22 protein-coding genes and 1 pseudogene are annotated in these 21547 nt (G+C 60.4%); 11 read left to right on the top strand and 12 right to left on the bottom strand.

What is annotated here, in order from left to right:
* Nucleotides 1-93: 93 nt before the first annotated feature.
* The gene (locus QO002_RS21845; protein WP_307233820.1) at nt 94-1011 is read left to right on the top strand and encodes an AraC family transcriptional regulator; all 918 of its coding nucleotides are present in this window, start codon (nt 94-96) and stop codon (nt 1009-1011) included.
* Between the two features lie 32 nt (nt 1012-1043).
* Here QO002_RS21845 and QO002_RS21850 read toward each other — a convergent pair whose 3' ends face one another.
* A complete protein-coding gene (locus tag QO002_RS21850; RefSeq protein ID WP_307233821.1) occupies nt 1044-1958 on the bottom strand; it encodes a hydrogen peroxide-inducible genes activator in 915 nt (304 codons plus the stop codon).
* 195 nt (nt 1959-2153) lie between these two features.
* Here QO002_RS21850 and katG point away from each other — a divergent pair, with 195 nt between their 5' ends.
* Nucleotides 2154-4331 (top strand): catalase/peroxidase HPI, encoded by a 2178-nt coding sequence (katG, locus tag QO002_RS21855; RefSeq protein ID WP_307233822.1) that lies wholly within the window; start codon nt 2154-2156, stop codon nt 4329-4331.
* 293 nt (nt 4332-4624) lie between these two features.
* On the opposite strand, the gene QO002_RS21860 is transcribed toward katG, so the two are convergent.
* Nucleotides 4625-5305 (bottom strand): SGNH/GDSL hydrolase family protein, encoded by a 681-nt coding sequence (locus QO002_RS21860; protein WP_307233823.1) that lies wholly within the window; start codon nt 5303-5305, stop codon nt 4625-4627.
* 72 nt (nt 5306-5377) lie between these two features.
* Between QO002_RS21860 and QO002_RS21865 the strand changes: the two genes are divergently transcribed.
* The 3 genes and pseudogenes from QO002_RS21865 to QO002_RS21875 form a co-directional block, all read left to right on the top strand.
* Nucleotides 5378-6274, top strand: a complete 897-nt coding sequence (locus QO002_RS21865; protein ID WP_307233824.1) for an acyltransferase — start codon at nt 5378-5380, stop codon at nt 6272-6274.
* An 18-nt stretch (nt 6275-6292) separates the two neighbouring features.
* The gene (locus QO002_RS21870; RefSeq protein ID WP_307233825.1) at nt 6293-6499 is read left to right on the top strand and encodes a hypothetical protein; all 207 of its coding nucleotides are present in this window, start codon (nt 6293-6295) and stop codon (nt 6497-6499) included.
* A 103-nt stretch (nt 6500-6602) separates the two neighbouring features.
* Nucleotides 6603-6825, top strand: a pseudogene (locus QO002_RS21875) (IS3 family transposase); the annotation flags it as partial.
* Here the strand turns inward: QO002_RS21875 and QO002_RS21880 are convergent.
* The 10 genes from QO002_RS21880 to QO002_RS21925 form a co-directional block, all read right to left on the bottom strand.
* Nucleotides 6816-7001 carry a hypothetical protein gene (locus tag QO002_RS21880; RefSeq protein ID WP_307235095.1) on the bottom strand — a complete coding sequence of 62 codons (186 nt, stop codon included), beginning with the start codon at nt 6999-7001 and terminating at the stop codon, nt 6816-6818. The pseudogene QO002_RS21875 and the gene QO002_RS21880 sit on opposite strands and share 10 nt — an antisense overlap.
* A gap of 650 nt (nt 7002-7651) precedes the next feature.
* A complete protein-coding gene (locus QO002_RS21885; RefSeq protein ID WP_307233826.1) occupies nt 7652-8563 on the bottom strand; it encodes an ABC transporter permease in 912 nt (303 codons plus the stop codon).
* Nucleotides 8560-9663, bottom strand: coding sequence for an ABC transporter permease (locus tag QO002_RS21890; protein WP_307233827.1), 1104 nt, complete (start codon nt 9661-9663; stop codon nt 8560-8562). Before QO002_RS21890 ends, QO002_RS21885 begins: the two co-directional genes overlap by 4 nt.
* Nucleotides 9660-11177 carry an ABC transporter ATP-binding protein gene (locus QO002_RS21895; protein WP_307233828.1) on the bottom strand — a complete coding sequence of 506 codons (1518 nt, stop codon included), beginning with the start codon at nt 11175-11177 and terminating at the stop codon, nt 9660-9662. Before QO002_RS21895 ends, QO002_RS21890 begins: the two co-directional genes overlap by 4 nt.
* Before the next feature lie 6 nt (nt 11178-11183).
* Nucleotides 11184-12281, bottom strand: coding sequence for a BMP family ABC transporter substrate-binding protein (locus QO002_RS21900; protein ID WP_307233829.1), 1098 nt, complete (start codon nt 12279-12281; stop codon nt 11184-11186).
* Nucleotides 12282-12303: 22 nt separating this feature from the next.
* Nucleotides 12304-13686, bottom strand: coding sequence for an amidohydrolase (locus QO002_RS21905; RefSeq protein WP_307233830.1), 1383 nt, complete (start codon nt 13684-13686; stop codon nt 12304-12306).
* Between the two features lies 1 nt (nt 13687).
* Complete coding sequence (locus QO002_RS21910; RefSeq protein WP_307233831.1) at nt 13688-14347, bottom strand: glutathione S-transferase family protein; 660 nt, start codon at nt 14345-14347, stop codon at nt 13688-13690.
* Entirely contained in the window at nt 14347-15192 is an 846-nt protein-coding gene (locus tag QO002_RS21915) for an aromatic ring-hydroxylating oxygenase subunit alpha (RefSeq protein ID WP_307233832.1), read from the bottom strand. Before QO002_RS21915 ends, QO002_RS21910 begins: the two co-directional genes overlap by 1 nt.
* The gene (locus QO002_RS21920; RefSeq protein WP_307233833.1) at nt 15189-15842 is read right to left on the bottom strand and encodes a Rieske 2Fe-2S domain-containing protein; all 654 of its coding nucleotides are present in this window, start codon (nt 15840-15842) and stop codon (nt 15189-15191) included. Before QO002_RS21920 ends, QO002_RS21915 begins: the two co-directional genes overlap by 4 nt.
* Before the next feature lie 268 nt (nt 15843-16110).
* Nucleotides 16111-16380: an acylphosphatase gene (locus QO002_RS21925; protein WP_307233834.1), complete on the bottom strand. Its 270-nt coding sequence runs from the start codon at nt 16378-16380 to the stop codon at nt 16111-16113.
* 267 nt (nt 16381-16647) lie between these two features.
* On the opposite strand from QO002_RS21925, the gene QO002_RS21930 reads away from it, so the two are divergent.
* From QO002_RS21930 to QO002_RS21955, 6 genes are all read left to right on the top strand, one after another.
* Nucleotides 16648-17751: an IS5 family transposase gene (locus QO002_RS21930; protein ID WP_307233835.1), complete on the top strand. Its 1104-nt coding sequence runs from the start codon at nt 16648-16650 to the stop codon at nt 17749-17751.
* Nucleotides 17748-18092: a hypothetical protein gene (locus QO002_RS21935; RefSeq protein WP_307233836.1), complete on the top strand. Its 345-nt coding sequence runs from the start codon at nt 17748-17750 to the stop codon at nt 18090-18092. Before QO002_RS21930 ends, QO002_RS21935 begins: the two co-directional genes overlap by 4 nt.
* A gap of 15 nt (nt 18093-18107) precedes the next feature.
* Nucleotides 18108-18266, top strand: coding sequence for a hypothetical protein (locus tag QO002_RS21940; protein ID WP_307233837.1), 159 nt, complete (start codon nt 18108-18110; stop codon nt 18264-18266).
* 63 nt (nt 18267-18329) lie between these two features.
* Nucleotides 18330-18506 carry a hypothetical protein gene (locus QO002_RS21945; RefSeq protein ID WP_307233838.1) on the top strand — a complete coding sequence of 59 codons (177 nt, stop codon included), beginning with the start codon at nt 18330-18332 and terminating at the stop codon, nt 18504-18506.
* 92 nt (nt 18507-18598) lie between these two features.
* Nucleotides 18599-19831, top strand: a complete 1233-nt coding sequence (locus QO002_RS21950) for a putative DNA modification/repair radical SAM protein (protein ID WP_307233839.1) — start codon at nt 18599-18601, stop codon at nt 19829-19831.
* Nucleotides 19831-21315 (top strand): UdgX family uracil-DNA binding protein, encoded by a 1485-nt coding sequence (locus QO002_RS21955; protein ID WP_307233840.1) that lies wholly within the window; start codon nt 19831-19833, stop codon nt 21313-21315. Before QO002_RS21950 ends, QO002_RS21955 begins: the two co-directional genes overlap by 1 nt.
* Nucleotides 21316-21547 lie beyond the last annotated feature (232 nt).

Here is a 21547-nt window from a genome sequence, read left to right on the forward strand (position 1 = left end):
GAAGGTTGGAGAAAACGTAGGCGTGACCGGCCAGAGTTTCTATGCTAGAAAATCCATTAAACTATGCAGTTTGTCCAAATCTGCGGGGAGGCCATGAGCGACGCCTTGACTGAAATTCTGCGCGGGCTGCGGCTTGACGGGGTGGAATACGGCCGTTGCCAGCCTTCGGCGCCCTGGGCGACGTCCTATCCGGCACAGGAGCCTGCCCGCTTCCATTTCCTTGCCGCAGGCTCCGCCCATCTGCAGACACCGGATGGCGAGTGGATGGAACTTGCCCCGGGCGACGCTGTCCTGTTGCCCAAGGGTGATGCGCATGTGCTGGCCAGCAAGCCGGGCATCCCGGCGGTGCCGGTGAGCGACCTGCCGAAACGCCAGCTGTGCGATGGCATCGTCGACCTGCAATGCCCCTGCAGGGATAGCAGCAATCTCCTGTTCTTCGCGGTCATGCAGTTCAATGTCGACCGGCTGCATCCATTGCTCCAGCTGATGCCGGCGGTGATGCGCACCAGCGATCTCTCATCGAGCGAGCCGTCTATCCCGCCGCTTCTGGACGCGATGATGCGGGAAGCCGAAATGCAACGCGTCGGCTCGGGCGGCATCCTGGCGCGGCTGGCCGATGTGCTGACCGCAACGATCATCCGGACCTGGGTCGAGCATGGCTGCGGCACGGCGACGGGCTGGCTGGCGGCGGTGCGCAATCCGGAAATCGGCCGGGTGCTGGCCGCCATCCACCTCGAACCTTCACGGGATTGGAGGGTGCCGGAGCTGGCAAAGCTCATGGGTGCCTCCCGTTCCGGCTTCGCCCAGCGCTTCGTCGATACGGTGGGCGAAACCCCGGCGCGCTATATCGCCCGGACGCGCATGCACAAGGCACATCAATGGTTGAAGGAAGGGCAGCGCGTTGCGCTGGTCGCAAATCGGCTCGGTTACGATTCCGAGGCGTCGTTCAGCCGCGCCTTCCGCAAGATCATCGGCGCACCGCCGAGCCACTATCGGGCAAAGAGCGCATGACCCAGGGTGAGACGTAGCTTCACCACTGCTGTTTATTTTGTTCCGGCTTGCCGGCGCATGCTGTCGGCGGAGCGGCGGACGACGTCGGCGATATGAACGAGTTGTTTGGCGAGCGGTGAGGCGTTGCGCCAGATCATGCCGATCGTGCGCGACGGCGGGGCGTTGAGGAAGCGGGAGATCGACACGGAGGCCGAGCGGGTCTCGACGGGCACGGCCATCTCCGGGATCAGCGTAACGCCGATACCGGCGCTCACCATCTGCACCAGTGTGGAAAGTGAGCTTCCCTCCATCAGTTCACGGGGGCGCGTCGAGCCGATCTTGCAGAACGACAGGGCCTGTTCGCGGAAGCAGTGGCCTTCCTCAAGCAGCAGCAGCCGCATCTCGCGCAATGCCTCCCGCTCGGGCACGGGCTTGCCCTCGTCTTCGTGTTTCCGCACCAGCACGAATTCTTCCTCGAACAACTTCAATTCGGTCAAGGAAGGCTCCGATACCGGTAGCGCCACGATCGCCATGTCGAGATTGCCCTGCGCCAGTTCATGCACCAGCCGCGCGGTCTGGGTCTCGCGCACCTCGATCTGAATGCCCTCGAATGTGCTGTTCAAATCCTTTATGATCGCCGGCAACAGATAGGGCGCAACCGTCGGGATGATGCCGATGCGCAGGCGGATCAAAAGCTGGTCGCGTGAGGCGCGGACAAGGTCGCCGAGTTCATCCACGGCCGCCAGTATGTCGCGAACGCGGAGCGCGAAGGTCTCGCCGAAGGCCGTCAGCTTTATCTCGCGGGCGCTGCGTTCGAAGAGGTCATGGCCCACGTCCTCTTCGAGTTCCTTGATCTGCATGGAGAGTGCAGGCTGGGAGATGGCGCAGGCATCCGCTGCGCGCCGGAAGCGTCCATCACGCGCCAAGGCCTCGAAATAGCGGAGCTGCTTAAGTGTTACATTCTTCATAACCTCAGCTTATCGCAGTCATCAGCAAATCCAACTTAAATTTATCACATGCTTTCGATAGAAGGAATGCAAAGGGAGAATGCGCTGTGATCGGCGCGTCCGTTCTGACCGGATCGCGATAGGCGATAGCGCAACGGGGCCAAGCTGTTACGCCAGGATTCCTTTGGAAGACAAGACGCAAACAAGGAGAACGTGATGGACCAGAAAACTGAAACCGCGGGCAAATGTCCCGTCGATCATGGCAATACGCCGCGCGGCCGGTCGAACCGCGACTGGTGGCCGAACCAGCTGGATATCCAGATTTTGCACCGGCACTCCGGTCGCGCCGACCCGATGGGCGAGGCGTTCGATTATGCGGAAGAATTCAAGACGCTCGATCTCAATGCGCTGAAGCAGGATCTTCATGCGCTGATGACCGATTCGCAGGAGTGGTGGCCAGCCGATTTCGGTCACTACGGCGGCCTCTTCATCCGCATGGCCTGGCACAGCGCCGGCACCTACCGCATCACCGATGGCCGTGGCGGTGCCGGTATGGGCCAGCAGCGTTTTGCGCCACTCAACTCGTGGCCGGACAACGTCAACCTCGACAAGGCCCGCCGCCTGCTCTGGCCGATCAAGCAGAAATACGGCAACAAGATCTCCTGGGCTGATCTGTTGATCCTCACGGGCAATGTTGCGCTGGAATCGATGGGTTTCAAGACCTTCGGTTTTGCCGGCGGCCGCGCCGATGTCTGGGAGCCGGAAGAGCTTTACTGGGGTCCGGAAGGCACCTGGCTGGGTGACGAGCGCTATAGCGGCGAACGCGAGCTGGCAGAACCGCTGGGCGCCGTGCAGATGGGTCTCATCTACGTCAACCCGGAAGGCCCGAACGGCACTCCTGATCCGCTGGCATCCGCCCGCGACATCCGCAGCACGTTTGCCCGCATGGCGATGAACGACGAAGAGACCGTGGCGCTGATTGCCGGCGGCCATACCTTCGGCAAGACCCATGGCGCTGGCGATGCGTCGTTTGTCGGCATTGACCCGGAAGGCGGCGAGCTCGAAATGCAGGGCCTCGGCTGGTCGAGCAAGTTCAACACGGGCGTCGGCAAGGATGCGATCGGCAGCGGCCTCGAAGTCACCTGGACATCGACGCCGACCAAGTGGAGCAACAACTTCTTCTGGAACCTGTTCGGCTACGAATGGGAGCTGGAAAAGAGCCCGGCGGGTGCCCATCAGTGGGTCGCAAAGGGCGCTGGCGCCACGATCCCGGATGCCTTCGATTCGACGAAGAAGCACCTGCCGCGCATGCTCACCTCCGACCTCGCGCTGCGTGTCGATCCGGCATATGAGGCAATCTCGCGCCGCTTCCTCGAAAACCCGGATCAGTTCGCCGACGCCTTTGCCCGCGCCTGGTTCAAGCTGACCCACCGCGACATGGGCCCGAAGGCGCGTTACCTCGGCCCGGAAGTGCCGGCGGAAGACCTGATCTGGCAGGACGTGATCCCGGCTGTTGACCACCCGCTGGTCGATGACACGGATATTGCGAGCCTGAAGGCCAAGGTTCTTGCCTCCGGTCTCTCGGTGCAGGAACTGGTTTCGACCGCCTGGGCATCCGCCTCGTCCTTCCGCGGGTCCGACAAGCGCGGCGGCGCCAATGGCGCCCGCATTCGCCTCGAGCCGCAGAAAAGCTGGGAAGCCAACCAGCCGGAACAGCTCGCCAAGGTTCTCGGCGTGCTCGAAGGCATCCAGAGCGACTTCCAGGCGGGGGGCAAGAAGATCTCGCTCGCCGACCTGATCGTGCTGGCTGGTAGCGCCGGCGTCGAGAAGGCGGCAAAGGCCGCAGGCCAGGATGTCACCGTGCCGTTCACGCCGGGCCGCATGGATGCATCCGAGGCGCAGACCGATGCGGCATCCTTCGCAGCGCTCGAACCCCGTGCCGATGCGTTCCGCAACTATGTGAACACCGCGCGCCACCAGTTCATGAAGGCGGAAGAGGCGCTGGTCGATCGCGCCCAGCTGCTGACGCTGACCGGTCCGGAAATGACCGTTCTCATCGGCGGTCTGCGTGTCCTGAAAGCGGGCGCGCCGGAGCATGGCGTGTTCACCGACAAGCCGGAAACGCTGACGAACGACTTCTTCGTCAACCTGCTCGATATGGCGACCGTGTGGTCTCCGGCCGCTGGCCAGCAGGGCGTCTATGAAGGCCGCGATCGCAAGACCGGCGACCTCAAGTGGACCGGCACCCGCATCGATCTGATCTTCGGCTCGCATTCGCAGCTGCGCGCGTTTGCCGAAGTCTACGGACAGTCCGATGCCAAGGGCAAGTTCGTCAAGGACTTCGTCAAGGCCTGGAACAAGGTCATGAACGCCGATCGGTTCGATCTGGTCTGATCCCTGGGCAATGTTTCTGGGCGGGGCGTCATGCCCCGCCCAGTTCATGTCGTAGAATTCAGGCTGACGCCAACTACATACCTCGAAAAACCGGAATTTCTGACAGCAGAGCTCTATAAATTCAATGGCTTGTCGATTAGATTTTTTCCGAGATCGAGGTTCTTCACGGTGTCCAACTGGCTCCGGGACGGCTGGGAGATGCTTCCGCCGAGTCTCACCAAAAGATCGGTCTGGGACACAAGGCCAACGGCATGAAAAAATGCGCCACGTTGGTCGAAGGCTCGGGCCTAAGTTTAAAGGCCGCTACGCTTGATGAATTGGCGTAGCATCGCATACCCTTTGGCCACAAGGTGGATGTTGTCAGGTCGGAAGTTGTCGCACTGACTTGCCCAACCGCAGGTTAAGCTTGCTTCATCGATCTCAACAATAGTCATGCCGCTCAGTGCGAAAGGCAAGTGAGCGTTTATAAAGTCGCGATCACGCTCCCTGAAGTGGAAGTCTTTCCCGCGGGGCAGAAGCGGTAGAACGAAAAGCTGCGAATTAGGCCATAACACTCTTATGTACTTGGCGACGGCGACCATCCCGCCCAAAACCTCACAGCGGTCGTAGTCAAGCTCCCGCAGGTTGTTTGTGCCAATGCTGAGGATTACGCGAGATGGAGAGATGCTTGGGCGCAATATCTCTAACCGCCAAAGCAATTCTTGCGTGCGCTCTCCCCTAATGCCCATATTAATCACAGAGAGCCCGGCAAAGTCCCGAGATTGTGTTTCGCCCCAGTGCTCCGCGATTGAATCTCCGATAATCAAAAGGTCAGTAGTTCCAGAAGCGGTAGAATATCTCCTTGCCAAGCTAAGTCGTTGGTGAGACTGCTCGATAATGGGAGTCTTTGAAATAATCGCGTCTCTGCGGCATGCCGCATAAGAAGCCGAACAAGTTAATGTGGCAACAACCAATGGCAAAAATAGACGCCACATACATTAAATCTCCAATTGCCTTCACACAGATCTAGAGTTATCGACTATTGCATAAAAATGGAGACCCAAGAGATGGATAAACCGAACGAGGTGCTTTTCAAGTACGCTTTTCGCGGGCATAGGGCACCAGATCGATCAACGTTTTTGTTGGGTGATCTTCCCAGCGGCAATCTTAAACGCCTCGATATAACGTCGTTCAATGTGGTAAATCCTTCCGACCATACCTTGGAAAAGTGCTTTGTGTGGTTTCCTCCTGGGCTTTCTAGACGCGTTAAGTCGATGGTGAAATTCGAGGTTTTGAAGCCTCTGCAAAACTGCAACTTCTTTTTTTTTCGGATACCGGACAGACGCTCTAAGATTACGTTCTCGCTTCGAGGTGACAACCAAACGGCAGTTTTTCTATCGGAACGCAAAATCATCATTACTGTTAAGATGGTTGAAAAAAGCAATCATCTAACCGTAGGCGAGGACGCCTACATTGGAGGCGCGACTCTCGTCATGCAGGACACAACGATTACTGTGGGCGCTGGAGGCCTCTGGTCTGACGGCGTTCTGCTGCAGGGAACCGATAGCCATGGCGTCGTTGACTTAGATACGATGGAGGTCATAAACGGCGGGCCCAAGTACATAAATTTGAAGCGTCGCGTGTGGCTTGGTCGACATTCTTCAGTATTGAAGAATGTGACAATTGAAGAGGGGTCGGTGGTCGCATCAGGTGCCGTTGTCGTGAAAAATGTACCAAAAGCATGCGCTGTAGCCGGGGTTCCCGCGAAGGTAATCAAGGAACGAATCTCATGGTCTCGGCGCCAAAAAAGCATCAGCGAAACTGAAATGGAGGACCTCATCAGGCTGCGAAACGAGCTTGACGGAGTAGCCCAATTTTGTCCCAAGCCAACGCTCGTTGCATATGAAGAGTCAACGGAAGTTGTTATACCCGAGTTACCAATAGTGTCACGTACCGTCAAATGAGAAAATGGAGAACCGACGATGCATTGGATGGAACTAAGCCTGAGCACAGGGAAAAAAACGTGGGTGGATATGACCAAACTTGTCAGAATTGATCCGGTAAAGGGTGGTTCGCGCTTGTACTTTAATCTGATTGTCCCAGGTGGGAAAGAGAAGTCTATTTTCAAGGCCATGACTGTCAAGGAAGTGCCTGCTCAACTTATTAAGGATTTGAAAGCCATCAAGTAGACATTCGCGGCTCGATCATGGACGACCGAGCCGCCCGTTTATGTTGCTGGAGCATGAAACACAAAAGCCCTGGACAGGGCATGCTGTGGGAAATGCACCAGGCCAAACGAAGGCCGAACCGGCGGGTCCAACCGTCGATGTCAAAACGCTGCACGCCAAGATCGGGGAGTTGACGCTGGAGAATGATTTTTTATCCGGTGCGCTAGGCAAGGCGGGATTGCTGAGCGGAAAGAGATGATCAAGGGCGAGCACAAACTGTCGGTTACCGCCAGGCGAAGCTTCTCAGCTTCAGTCGTGGCAGCATCACTGTCCCAAGTCAGCAAATCGTCTGCACAAAGCTGCCGGACGACGAGGCTCCGGAATAGGCCACAAGGTCAACTTCGACGTATCCCGGCGGCGGATCGTTCCAGTCGCTGAAGGTGCGCACTGGCACCGATCTGCGCACCGCAGAACTCATTCCGACGCGGCGGTGCGGCGCGACAATCAGGATGAGACCTCTCATCCAGATTGCCGCGCTATACGGCGGCGTTGCCCGCCGCGAGCCACGGAACGCACTGCTGAAAGCAGGCGATCCATTGTCGCCGGGCTGATCAATAACAGCTGGTCGCGTAGCTCGCCATCAAGATCTGGTCGGCCATGGCGTTCGAGGGCCTGCAGCAAGATGGGAACCATCGGCTTGCGACGTGTCGAGTAGAGCCGGTCTCAGACCTCCCACAATACCACCAATGCATCCCGAACTTCGGTGCCTAAAGCACGGGATATTTTCTGGTGGGCGACGGGCCGGCAGCTCGAGGTCGCAGCACCCGTGTCGCATGCTTGCGAAGGCAGCCCGAAACTGCAGCGAAGCCGTCCAAAATTCTTTGCTTCGGCCTGGCTGCTCGATCGATATCGCTCGACAATCGCATCAACCATTTCCAAACGTGTCGCTATGCTAATCCGCCTCCGCGCCCCGCACGGCGACCACGAACAGAAGCGTGAAGCCCGCTGATGACGAAAGATCGAACGGAAATCAAGTTGACCCATTACAGAAGGTGTCCAGGTGGCCGAATATGCCGGCTTAGGCACCACCGCTACCCTGCACCCAATTTCCGCGCCCTTTTCGCCACCACGCCCGCAGCCTACCGGGAAGCTTTTGGCGCAGGGCGCTGAGATCTATCGCTCGAAGGGTTCTCCGAGCGAGGCTACGCCGTTGAGCTTCAACAGGCGCCGGTCGGCGGAGATGATGCCGAGCACGATGATGGTGACGATGTAGGGCAGGCTCGACAAGAGCTGCGACGGCAGGTCGAGGCCGGTTGCCTGGGCGGCAAGGCTCATCAGCGACACCGCCCCGAACAGGCAGGCGCCGAGGAAGATACGGCCCGTCAGCCATGTGCCGAAGACGACCAGTGCGATCGCAATCCAGCCACGGCCGGCGATCATGCCGTCGGCCCACAGCGGGGTGTAGATGACGGATGCATAGGCGCCGGCAAAGCCCGCCATCATGCCGCCGAAGGCGATGGCCGCGACGCGCACGGCAATGACCGGATAGCCGATCGCATGGGCCGCCTTCGGGTTTTCGCCGACGGCACGGATGACGAGGCCGGTCTTGGTGAAGGCGAAGGTCGCCCAGATCGCGAGCGTTGCGAGAAGAGAGAGCCAGACGACGATATCCTGCTCGAACAGGCCGCCGATAACGGGGATGTCGGAGAGGCCGGGGATAGCGATCTTCGGCAGGCCCTTCACCGTCAGGCTCTCATAGGTTTTGCCGAACAGGGCAGAAAGTCCCTGACCGAGGATACCGATGGCAAGGCCGGTCGCCACCTGGTTTGCACGAAAGCCGAGCGCGATGAAGGCGAAGACCAGCGAGAGCAGGGCCGCGCTCATCCCGGCAGCGACGAAGCCGAGGAAATGGCCCCCTCCGTGATAGACGACGATGAAGGCGATGACCGCGCCGAGCGCCATCAGACCTTCGACCCCGAGATTGAGCACGCCGGCGCGCTCCACTACCATTTCGCCAAGGGCTGCGAGCAAGAACGGGGTCGCTGCCGCCAGCATGCCGGCAAAGATGAACTCGATGGCGTTCATGGGGTGCTCCCCTTAGCGACCGTATGGGTTGCTTTGGGCCATTCGAGGCGGTAGCGCACGAAGGCAACTGCGATGAGATAGGCGAGCAGCAGACTGCCCTGGAAGACGCGCACGGCGGCGATCGGCAGGTTGGCCGAGACCATGGCATTGTCGCCGCCGATATAGATGACTGCCATGACAACAGACGAGATGACGATGCCGATCGGATGCAGGGCCCCGAGATAGGCGACGATGATTGCGGCATAGCCGTAGCCGGTGGAGATAGAGCGCTGCAGCTGGCCAAGCGGGCCTGCGACTTCTGCAGCACCGGCAAGACCGGCTGCGAACCCACCGATTAACAGCGACAGCCAGATCGCCCGGCCTTCACTGAAGCCGGCATAGCCGGCCGCACGCGGCGCAAGGCCGCCGACCTGCAGCTTGTAGCCGAGGAAGCTCTTTTCCATAAAGACCCATGCGACGACTGACAGCGCAAGGGCGATGAGAATGGAGACGTTGACGCGCGTGCCAGCAATCAGCGTCGGCACCATGGCGTCGTACTGGAACATCACCGACTGCGGGAAATTGAAGCCGGCAGGGTCTTTCCACGGACCAAGAAGCAGGTAGTAGAGAAACTGCGCCGCAACGAGGCTCAGCATCAGCGACACAAGGATTTCGTTGGCGTTCAACCGAACGCGCCAGAAGGCGGTGAGCGAGGCCCAGAGTGCGCCGCCGATGGCGCCGAGCAGCAGCATGGTTGGCCAGATCCAGCCGCCGGACGCCTGCGGAAACCAGACGGGGATGGCGGACGCAAAGATCGCGCCGAGAATGAACTGTCCCTCCGCGCCGATGTTGAAGACCTTGGCGCGAAAACCGATCGCCAGGCCCTGCGCGATCAAAAGCAGCGGGCCGGTCTTCAGCAGGACCTCCGAGAACGAAGCCCAGGAGAGGAAGGGCTCCAAAATCATTGCATGGAGCACGGCGAGCGGATCGCGGCCCATAATCATGTAAAGGATGAGATTGAGGACGATGGCTGCGGCAAGAGCTGCGGGCGGCGCGACAAGGGTGGCGGTCAGCGAGGCGCGCTGGCGGCGTACGAGGGTCGGCAAGGCGAAGGAACTCATGCGGAGGCTTTCTTGGGTTGCGCCCCGATCATGTAGCGGCCGATTTCTTCGGGCCTTGTGCCGCGCGTGACCAGCGGCTCGCTGAGCGTGCCGTGGTGCAGAACCTGAATATTGTCGCTGAGTTCGAACAGCTCTTCCAGCTCCTCGGAGATGACGAGGAGCGCCATGCCCTCGTTGCGCAGGCTGATCAGCCGCTGGCGGATAGCTGACGCCGCGCCGATATCCACGCCCCAGGTCGGCTGGGCGACGAAGAGCAGTTTCGGCGCCAGCATGATCTCGCGGCCGACGATGAACTTCTGCAGGTTACCGCCGGAAAGCGACCCGGCCTCGGCTTGGGGGCCGGACGCGCGGACATCGTACTGGGTGATGCAGTCATTGGTGAACGCGGTCGCCCGCGCCTTGTCGACAAGGCCGCGCTTCACAAGCTTCAGCGGGTGGGCGGTCAGCAGGCTGTTCAGCACCAGAGACATTTCCGGCACCGCGCCGCGTCCGAGGCGATCCTCGGGCACGAAGGCAAATCCGAGCGCGCGGCGGGCAGCGGGATCGAGCAGGCCGACATCCTTGCCCATCATGAAGATGCGGTCGCGATTTTCGCGACCGAGCACAGTTTCGCCGGAGATCAGGCCGGCCAGTTCGCTCTGGCCATTGCCGGAGATGCCGGCGATGCCGAGGATTTCGCCGGCGCGCACGCTAAGGCTGATATTGAACAGCGGCACGGCAAAGGGATCGTCCGGCGTATAATCGAGGCCGATGATTTCAAGCTGCTTGTCGCCGCCGGACATTTCCACGGCCGGCATCGGTTCGGGCATGTCGCGGCCGATCATCATGCGGGCCAGATCATGGGCGTCATGCTCGCGCGGATCGACATGGCCGGTGACGCGGCCGCCGCGCAGGATCGTGGCGCGGTCGCAGATCGCCCGGATTTCTTCGAGTTTGTGCGAGATGAAGAGAATGGACACGCCGCCATCGCGCAGGCGGCGCAGCGTCTCGAAAAGCTTGTCGACAAGCTGCGGCGGCAGAACCGAGGTCGGCTCGTCGAGGATCAGGAGTTTCGGGTTGGTCATCAGGCAGCGGATGATTTCCACCCGCTGGCGCTCGCCGACAGAGAGCGCATGTACGTGGGCGAGCGGATCGACTTCGAGGCCGAAATCTCGGCCGAGGGTGCGGATGCGCTCGGTGAGCTCGGCCTTTCGGCCGGGCACCACCAGCTGGATATTTTCGACCACCGTCAGGGTCTCGAACAGCGAGAAATGCTGGAAGACCATGCCGATGCCCTGGCGCCTCGCTTCGGCGGGCGAAGCAAGGCTCAAGGGTTGTCCCAGCCAGGCGGCGGTTCCGCCGTCCGGCTGCTCGACACCGTAGATGAGTTTCATCAGCGTCGATTTGCCCGCCCCGTTTTCTCCGAGGATCGCATGGATCGAGTTTTCAGCTACGGTGAGATCAATCTCCTGGTTGGCCTTGATCTGGCCGTAGCTTTTCGAAATGCCGCTGAGCGACAGGAGCGGGCTGGTCATGTTGGCTTACTTCGGCAGCGGGGTTGCGACGCCCTTGACGTGCCAGTCCATCGCCACGATCTCGGCATCCGGCATCGTCACGCCGGCGGCGACACCCTCGGTGCCATCAGCCTTGGTGAGCGGGCCGGTGAACGGCGAGAAGCTGCCATCAGCAATCTTGGCTTCGACGTCCTTGATCTTGGTCATCGTGTCTGCCGGGATCGCCGGGTTCCAGTCGGTGACCTGGACGACCTTGTCGGCAACGCCGAGGAAGGCGTTCGCGCCCTTGAAGGTACCGGCGAGGTGATCTTCGACCGAGGCCTTGAAGAAGGGCGACCAGTCGGTGGCGACGCAGCCGAGATAGGTCTTCTCGGCGTATTTCTTCATCGACGAGTTGAGGTTGAACGAGTAGACGCCGGCTTCCTCGCAGGCCGAGACGACGGACGGCGTGTCCTGCGCGTTGGAGAAGATCACGTCGCACTGCTGGGCGATCAGGGCCTTGGCGGCTTCCTGTTCCTTGGCCGGGTCGAACCAGGAGTTTACCCAGACGACCGAGACTTCGATGTTCGGGTTGACGGTCTGGGCGCCGAGGGTGAAGGCGTTGATCGAGGTGATCAGTTCCGGAATGGCGAAGGCCGAGACCGAGCCGAGCTTGCCGGTCTTGGAGAGGGCTGCGGCGGCCATGCCGAGCAGGTAGGTACCCTGGAAATACTTGGCGGCAAACGGCGAGAAGTTCGGCGCAACCTGGAAACCGGAGGCATGCAGGACCGTCACGCTCGGGTCGCGGCGGGCGATCTGCATCGCGCCGTTCTGGTAGCCGAAGGAGCCGGCAATCAGGAACTTGTTACCATCGGCGACGGTCTTGTTCATGATGCGGTCGGCGTCCGGGCCTTCCGCGATGTTTTCAAGGATGGTGACCTTCACCTTGTCGCCGTAAGCGGCCTTGATCGGCTCGAGGCCTGCGGCGAGCGCATGGCCCCAGCCCACGTCGCCGATTGGCGAGGGGACGACAAGGGTGATGCCCAAAGGCTCGTCGGCGGCAAAGGCCATGCGACCGCCGAATGCGCCGGCAAGGCCGGTGGCGGCTGCGGCCTTCATCAGTGTTCTACGGGTCAGGTTGGTCATGATTTCGTTCCCTCTTTTGGTTTTATGAGAATTGTACAGTCGCGAGTGCCGCTTCGGCATCCGCAAAGAGTTTGGTTTCGTCGAGCCCGGTAAACTCGCCCTTCTGCCAGACGATCCGGCCGTTGATCATCGTCATATCCGTTGCCATGCCGATGCCGACGCGGGGGATCAGGCTTAAGGGATCATGCCGCGTGCCGACATAATCCATGCGACGGCTGTCGATGGCAAACAGGTCTGCGGCCATGCCGGGGGCAAGACGGCCGATGTCCGGCCGACCGAGCAGGCTTGCACCGCCGCTCGTGCCATAGCCGAGGAAATCGACCGGCGGCGGCACGGGATGGTTGCGCGTCGAGGCGGCGAGGCATTGCAGCATGTAGGCCGAATGCAGGCAGTGCATCAGGTTGGAATTATCGTTGGAGGCAGCGCCATCACAGCCGAGACCGACACGCACGCCAAGGGCTGCCATGGCGGGGATATCGGTGACTTCGGCGCCGACCAGATAAACCGGCTCGGGGCAATGGGCGATGCCTGTGCCGCTCGCCGCCATCGTCCGCAGCTCGTCGTGGGTCAGCTCCCAGCAATGGGCGTAGAAAGCATCCGGACCGGCAAAGCCGAGCTCTTCCAGATAATCGACGGTGCGCTTGCCGTGGCGGGCTAGGATGACCGGGCTTTCGCCTTCGCCGACATGGGTGTGCATGAACACGCCCTTGTCGCGCGCCAAGGCGACGGATTCCACGAAGGTCTCGCGGTAGCAATTGACCGGCTGGCAGGGCGCGACCACCACTTGACGCATGCTGAAGCGGCTGGTGTCGTGATAGGTGTCGATCAGGCGGGCGCAATCGGCGATGAACTCGTCGGTCGTTTCCAGCATTTCGTCGGGGATAGTCGAGCCTTCCGATTTTGGCAGCGTGTTGCCGCCGCGGCCGCCATGGAAGCGCATGCCGAACAGATCGGCCGCCTCGAACTGTCGGTCGATCAACCGCTTTCCGGCATGGCGCGGGAAATTGTACTGGTGGTCGAAGGCCGTGGTGCAGCCATGCTTGATCATCTCGGCCATGGCCGTGACCGAGGAATGATAGAAGCATTCCTCATTCAGCTGCGAGAAGATCGGATAGATGCGATCCAGCCAATCGATGACCGAAAGTTTGGTCCAGTCGAGATCGGCGCGGTTGCGCACGAAGCACTGGAAGAAATGATGGTGGGTGTTGACGAGGCCGGGATAGACGAACCAGCCGGTGGCATCCTGCACGGTGACGCCCGCGGGCAAGCTATCCGCCCCGAGATTTTCGCCGATGGCCTGGATGGCCGGGCCGTTGGTCAGCAAATCGACATTGCGATGCACGACCGGCCCCTTGCCCTCATCGACGACCACGGCTGCGCAATTTTTAAGAAGGTGGCCGGTCATGTCATGCCTCGCCCGGTTCGATATGAGGTTCGGGCTTCAGTTCATGCAGCCGGTGAATGCCGGGCATCTCGATGAAACCATCGAGGCTGCGCAGCGCCCGCGACCACAGGCGGATCGCGGGGTAGGGATCGAGCAACACGCCGCCATCGGGCGCCAGCGCGACATAGGGGAAGCAGGCGATGTCGGCGACCGTGGGCCGATCTGCGGCGAGGAAGCGCATGCCCCGCAGGGTCTGTTCGACAAGTCCGGCTTCGAGCTCGCGAAGCGCGGCAATGCCCTGGGCTTGCAGCGCGCCGATATCGCCGGGGCGCAGCAGCATTTCATGCAGGCGGGCGCCGCCGAGGCTTGCGGTCAGTCGGCCGGAGAAGGACAGCCATTGCTGTAAACGGGCCGCCTCTTCCGGCTTGTCGTTTGCCAGCCATTGCGGGCCGGCTTGTGCCGCGAGATAGACGAGGATTGCCGAGGATTCGGTCAGCAGCAGGTCGCCGTCTTCGAGGATCGGGATCGAGCCTGCAGGATTGAGCGCCAGCAGTTCAGGCCCACGATGTTCGAGGCCGGGATGGAAATCGACGGGGCGGATGTCGAGCTTGACGCCGGTCAGCGCGGCCATCAGGCGAACCTTGTAGCAGCTGGGCGAAAGAATGTAGTCATAGAGCTTCATTATTGCGCCACCAGTTGCGCGCCGTAGGTATAGTTGTGGCGTTTCAGCCAACGACGATAGGCGATCGAGGTCAGGTCGGCCCGGGTCGGGATTTCCATGCCGGGATCGAGCGGCAGGAGACGCGGGATCTGGTTTTCCAAGATCGAGCGGTCCTGCAGGAAGATCGTCTGCTGGAAATGGATGAGATCGGTCATTGATGTTTCGTCGTCGAACAGCGCCATCCACGGCCAGACGTCGCAGAGGTCTTCCGCCAGCGGCTGCACGAAGAGCGTGATCACATCCCATTCGCTCGGCCGCGGCGGGCAGGTCTTGTAGAGAACCGTGCAGGTGGGGGCGGGCACGCGGTACATATATTCCGTGGTGATGCCGCCGCTTGCCGATTTCGCCGCCTGCGGCTGGTAGAACTTCACCTGCGTTGCCCAGACCTCATCAACATCCTCACGGATTTCGACCTTGTAGTTCTGCACTTCCGTATGGGGCTCGGCGCCAAGGATATCGGTGTGCACGAAAGGGAAGTGCGCGACATCAAGGAAGTTCTCGACAGCCCGGAGCGGCGAGCAGCGAACCCGGACCACGCCGACATCGACGAACCGGCGGCCCGGCTGATCGGCCTCGGGGATCGGGAAGAGATCCTTCTTCGGCTCGCCGAGCGAGGACCAGACATGGCCGTAACGCACCAGAACCGGAAGCGTGCGACCATTTCCGCCCGTGACCTTGGCATTGCCGTCTGCATCGCTGGCAACCACGATCGGCTCGCCCATCAGCGCTGTCTGGCGACCAGCCGGATCGAGCTGGGCAAAAATGCCGACCGGATACCATTCGTCGATCATCGCCTGAGTGCTCATTGCGCGATCCCCTTTTTCTGAAGATCCTCGGCCGCGCGGCGCAGCTTTTCTGCAGCACGCGATGCGGCGATGCGTGCGGCGGGGGTGGTTTCGCCCTTCAGCAGCACATGGATCAACGTCTGCCCGTCTTCCCGGGCGGTTAAGAGCAGACAGAGAGTGTCGGTACTTTCGGCGGGTTCGACAAGGCCTTCGGCGCTTGCTTTTGCACCCGCCGCAGCCTCGATCGCGGCAATGCCGGCATCGGCGGTCATCGAGCGCAAGGGAGTGAGGCCTTCAAGCCTTGGGGGCTTCGAGGAAGGCTCATCCATTGCCACCCAGATTACGCCACCCGTTTCCTCGACCGCATAGGTCTTCACCCGGATCGCCTCCGGCGGCGTCAGGCCGGGATGGGCGGGGATGCGAAGACAGCCGCCATCCTGGGCGTAGCTCCAGCCGTGATAGATGCAGGACAGCGCCTCGCCGCGCACGAAACCGTGCGAAAGGCTCATGCCGCGATGGGGGCAACGATTGGCTGAAGCGGCCGGGCGCCCGCTATCGCTGCGCCAGAGGGCAATCAATCCGGCAGGAATACGTGCCGGCATGACGGTTCCCGCCGGCAGATCAGCGGAAAGGGCGACTGGCGTCCAAGAGCCGGTCGTATCGGAGTGCATGGGTAGACTTTCTGAACAATTTCAACGTTTGCCGGTTAAAGATGGGTCACGCGATGTGTTGTCCGTCTGTTCAGCGGATCGTAGGTTTGCATAAACATTCTGCAATGGCAAGAATGATTAAATAAAGTGCACAGATTGTGTAGGTTGTCGCGGATTTGTGGGATCGCGAGTTCGATTACATCATCGAAACGATCCCGTCATGACGAGATTTTTCGCCTGTCGTCCGGTCACAACCCGCAAGACCGTCGCGTCTCGACGGCTACCGCTGCTAGTTTTCCCCGCTATCCATCGCCTGCCGCTCGATCGTCTCGACCCAGACGTCGATCGGCCCGAGCGAGCAGCCCATCTCCATCATGTCGATCAGCTCTTCAGGGCCGGCGAGTTCAAGCTCGATCCGGTCCGCACTGGAATGAGAAACGGCCTGCAACAGGCCAAGCTTTGCTGCGTGGCGGCGGATCCAGGGCAAGAACGAGGCGGCATCGAGTTCGCCTGTAATTGTCATCCGTTCGCGGAAATGGCTCTGGTTCTGCTCGGTCATCACGGTCTCGTATTTCTATGGCGCTTGGGCTGCACGTGTTTGATCCTGCGCAACGCCGCGCGTCAAGGCAAGCGTGGTGAAGCCGCGGTCCACATCCGGCATTGGGAAAACGGCAAATGGGCATAGCGGTTTTCTCGAAACTGCGTCAGAAAGACGAAAGCCGTCGTAGAAACGGCAGAGTGTCGCCCTAGCAGGCTGTTGAAAAAGTCCCTGGCGTGAAGACTTTGGTCGTGATTCATTGGCTTTGTCGAGATTCGGAGTTGATGGATGCGCGGCAGCGATGTGAGGAGCGGTCAACTTTTCAGTTATGTCGATCTTGAGGATCGTGTTCGTCGGGATCATCCGCTGCGGGCCATTCGTCAGATCGTGAACGACGCGCTCGTTTTGTTGGAACGGGAGTTTGCAGGGCTCTATTCACCGATCGGGCGGCCATCGATCGCGCCTGAGAAGCTTCTGCGCGCCATGCTTTTGCAAGCCTTCTATTCGATCCGTTCTGAGCGGCTTTTGATGGAGCGACTGGAATACGATCTTCTGTTCCGCTGGTTCGTGGACATTGGCATTGACGATCCAGCCTGGGACCATTCGGTGTTTTCGAAGAACCGCGACCGGTTGCTAGAAGGAGACATCGCCGCGAAGTTCCTGGGTGCGATCCTTTCGCAGCCCAAGGTAAAGCGGCTGTTGTCAACGGACCACTTCTCTGTGGATGGCACGCTGATCGAAGCCTGGGCGTCGATGAAGAGCTTCAAGCCGAAGGACGGCCCAAGGGGCGATCATGGCGAACCACCATCGGATGGCGGCGGTCGGAATGTGGAAGCAGACTTTCATGGCGAAAGGCGTTCCAACGAGACGCATGCTTCAACGACCGACCCGGATGCAAGACTTTATAAGAAGGGTAAAGGCAAGGAGGCCAAGCTGTGCTTCATGGGACACGGGCTGATGGAAAACCGCCATGGCCTGCTGGTCGATGCCTACCTGACGGAGGCCAGCGGATATGCCGAACGGGTAGCGGCGCTGCACATGATCGAGCCCTTCGCTGGGCGGACACAAGCGACTACCCTGGGTGCCGACAAGGCCTATGACACAAAGGACTTCGTCAAAGATTTGCGGTCGATGAAGGTGACGCCCCATGTGGCGCAGAACGTCAATGGTCGCCGCTCCGCCATTGACGGGCGCACGACGCGCCATTCCGGCTATGGGGTCAGCTTGCGTATCCGCAAGCGCATCGAGGAGGCGTTCGGCTGGATCAAGACTGTCGCGGGGCAGGACAAGACGAAGTTCCGTGGTCGCGACCGCGTCGGATGGGCCTTCACCTTCGCGGCTGCCGCCTATGATCTGGTGCGGTTACCGAAACTGATGGCGGTGTCGTCATGAGCGCGGCCTCGAACTGCCGCCTGATTGGCCGCTGGCGGATCGTCGAGGCCGATCTATGGGATCGGGATTATCTCGACCTGGTTGAACCCGCCACGATCACCATCGGAGCCAATGGACATGGAGAAATCGCCTTCGGTGCGATGCAAGCGGGCCTCCAACTCGGCTACAGCACGTCCATGGTCTCCTTCACTTGGGCCGGATGCGACGAAATGGACGAGGTCTCGGGTGACGGTCATGCCGAATTACTCGACGATGGCGCAATCGAGATCGCGTTCGCTTATCACAATGGCGACGAGGCCATCCTGAAGGCCAAGTCAGAGACTTCTTCAACAGCCTGCTAGAGGAAAACGACCCGCATGAATGACAACGTCATCAAGTTCCAGCGCCCGTCGCCGAAGAAGGAACCGCCCAAGCTTGGACCGAAGGGGCGCAAGATCGTCATCTGGGTTGCCGCCATCGTCGCGGTCGTGGCGGTCTGGGCCTATTACCAGTTCATCTCGCCTCCAACTCTCTGACGGGCACGATCCCGGAACCATCGGCCTTGGCTGTCGTTGTCCTTCAAATGGAAGGAGCATGCCATGTCGATCGAGGACTATGCAAAGTCCCTGCTGACCGAGGTTGCGGGCAAGCCGGCATCGAAGACGGACGTGCCTGAGAGCGCAAAGGACGACCGGGCCGAGAAGCCGGAACCCAACAAGCCGGATCCAGAGGAAGTTCAATATCCCGGCTATTTCGAAGGTCATGGCCGCCTTTGAGCAGGTCTTCTTCAGAGCTGGACAATCAACTTTCCTTGACGGCGAAGACGGAGAGTTGACCGTTTTGCGAGAAGAACATATCATGAACAATTATGAAGAAATCGCTGGACGAACGCTTGGCCATTCTCTCGGATGCAGCCAAATATGATGCTTCCTGTGCCTCGAGCGGCACGACCAAACGGGATTCGCTGAAATCGGGTGGACTGGGATCGACGGAAGGGTCGGGCATCTGCCACGCCTACGCGCCAGACGGGCGCTGCATCTCGCTGCTGAAAATCCTGATGACCAATTTCTGCATCTATGACTGCGCCTATTGCATCAACCGGTCGTCCAGCAATGTCGAGCGGACGCGGTTTTCGGTCGAGGAAGTCGTGTGGCTGACGCTGGAATTCTACCGGCGCAACTATATCGAGGGGCTGTTTCTGTCCTCCGGTATCATCCGCTCGTCGGATTATACGATGGAGGAGATGGTGCGCATCGCTCGTGAACTGAGGGTGACCCATAATTTTCGTGGCTACATCCATCTGAAGTCGATTCCCGAGGCGTCTTCGCTGCTCATCGAGCAGGCCGGGCTTTATGCCGATCGGCTGTCGATCAATATCGAACTGCCGACAGACAAGGGGCTGACGCAGTTTGCGCCGGAAAAGCAGCCGGCCAATATCCGTCGCTCGATGGGTGAGCTGCGGCTCAAGATCGAGGCGGCCGGCGAGCCGACCTTGCAGACCAAGCGTAAAAAGCGCTTCGTGCCCGCCGGCCAGAGCACCCAGATGATCGTCGGCGCCGACCAATCCAACGACTGTACCATTCTTCGCACAAGCGCCCGCCTCTATGGCAGCTACGGGATGCGGCGCGTGTATTACTCGGCGTTCAGCCCCATTCCCGACGCCTCGAAAAACCTGCCGCTGATCAAGCCGCCGTTGATCCGCGAGCATCGGCTCTATCAGGCCGATTGGCTCTTCCGGTTCTACGGTTTCGGGATCGATGAAATCACTGAGAAGCAGCCGGACGGCATGCTGGACCTGAAGCTGGATCCGAAGCTCGCCTGGGCTCTGGCCAACCGGCACCGTTTTCCTGTCGACATCAACCGGGGGGAGCGGGAGATGTTGTTGCGCGTGCCAGGGCTTGGGACCAAGGCGGTGGCTGGTATTCTGTCGTCCCGCCGCCATCGCAGGCTGCGGCTTGAAGATCTCGCGCGGCTGCATGTTTCGGTGAAGAAGGTGCAGTCCTTCATCAGCGCCGAAGGGTGGACGCCGCATCGGCTGATCGATCGCTCGGACCTACGGGCGATGCTCGAGCCGAAGCCTGAACAACTGGCTCTCCTCTGATGCTGGTGATCACGGTGGAGGGCAGGGGTGATCTTGCCGAATGGCGGGATGCCGCCCGGGCGCTGATCGGGGCGCGGGTAGCGCCGCACGAGATCGAGTGGCGCATCCGGGCAGATGCGTCCGAGGATCTTTTTGCGGATCTCGGCGGGGCCGACAGCTTTTTGCCGGTGATGCGAAATGCCTGGACGGCAAAGGTGCCGAGAGCGTTTCTTCCGCTCGCGGAAGCTGCTGTCTGTCACTCCGATCCAACAAGATTCCACAGATTGTACCGGCTTCTCTATCGTCTGCAGCGGGAGCCATCGTTGCTTGCCGTACGGGCCGACAGACATGTCGCCGATCTCTACGCTATGGAGAAATCCGTGCGGCGCGATTGTCACAAGATGACGGCCTTCGTTCGCTTCAAGGAAATGCCGGCGGAGGAGGGGAGTCGACGCCGCCGTTTCTTCGCCTGGTTCGAGCCAGATCATCACATTGTCGGGCGGGTAGCGCCGTTCTTCCAGCGGCGGTTCACCGATATGGACTGGGTGATCGCAACGCCGAAGGGCACGGCTTCCTGGGATGGCGAAACGCTGGAGGTTTCTTGCAGCCCCGCCGAAAATCCTGACATCACCGATCAGACGGATGTGCTCTGGCGTATCTATTTCCGCAACATCTTCAATCCCGCCCGTCTCAAGGTGAAGATGATGCAGACGGAGATGCCGAAGAAATACTGGAAGAACCTACCGGAAGCGGAGCTGATCCCCGGCATGATCGCCAGCGCCGAGGCGGAGGTCATCGCCATGGCCGAAAGCGCGGCAAAAGAGGCGCCGCTGTTCCATGCGCGTCTTCAGGCGGCAGCGAGAATCGAGCCCGAGAGGCTCCCGATGCCGCCGGGGACGCTGGAGGAGCTCCGTCAGCAGGCAATGACCTGCACGCGCTGTCCGCTTCATTGCAAGGCGACCCAGACCGTTTTCGGCGAAGGCCCGGCGGATGCCGATATCATGATCGTCGGAGAGCAGCCGGGCGATCAGGAGGATCTGGCAGGTCGTCCCTTCATCGGTCCCGCCGGCAAGGTTTTCGACGAGGCCGGCAGACAGGTGGGTCTCGATCGCACGCAGGTCTATGTCACCAATGCGGTCAAGCATTTCAAATACGAGCTGCGCGGCAAGCGCCGCATCCACCAGAAGCCGAACATGGACGAGGTGCAGCATTGCAAATGGTGGCTGGAACGGGAGCTCGATCTCGTCAAACCGAAGCTGGTGGTGGCCATGGGTGCCACGGCGCTGGCCGCCGTGATGGATGGCCGGCAGAGACTTGCCGAGTTGCGCGGGCAGATGCTGGCGCTGGACGACGATCGGATGCTGCTGGTGACCGCGCATCCGTCCTACCTGCTGCGTATTCCCGACGAGATGCGTCGGCGCGAGGAAACCGATCGCTTTCACGGCGATATTGCGCAGGTGGCCGACTTTCAGAGACACGTGTCCCGTATGACGACAGGGCGCTGATCGCATCTAGCGGTGGCCGCGGAGACGCCAGAATCCGGGGAGGAAACTGCTTTCGGGATTTGTAGCAAACGTGCAGCTTTCGCTTGTCAGGGTCCGAGCATGTCGCCGCAAGGTCGCGGCGGCACAAAACTTTCCAAGCTTCGTCTAAATTAAGAAACACATTTTCTCTATAAAATTTATCAATTACCTAAGCTTGTTCTCAGGGCCGGCTGTCGGAAAAGGGCGACTGGCC

The organism is Pararhizobium capsulatum DSM 1112, from assembly GCF_030814475.1.
Taxonomy (GTDB): domain Bacteria; phylum Pseudomonadota; class Alphaproteobacteria; order Rhizobiales; family Rhizobiaceae; genus Pararhizobium; species Pararhizobium capsulatum.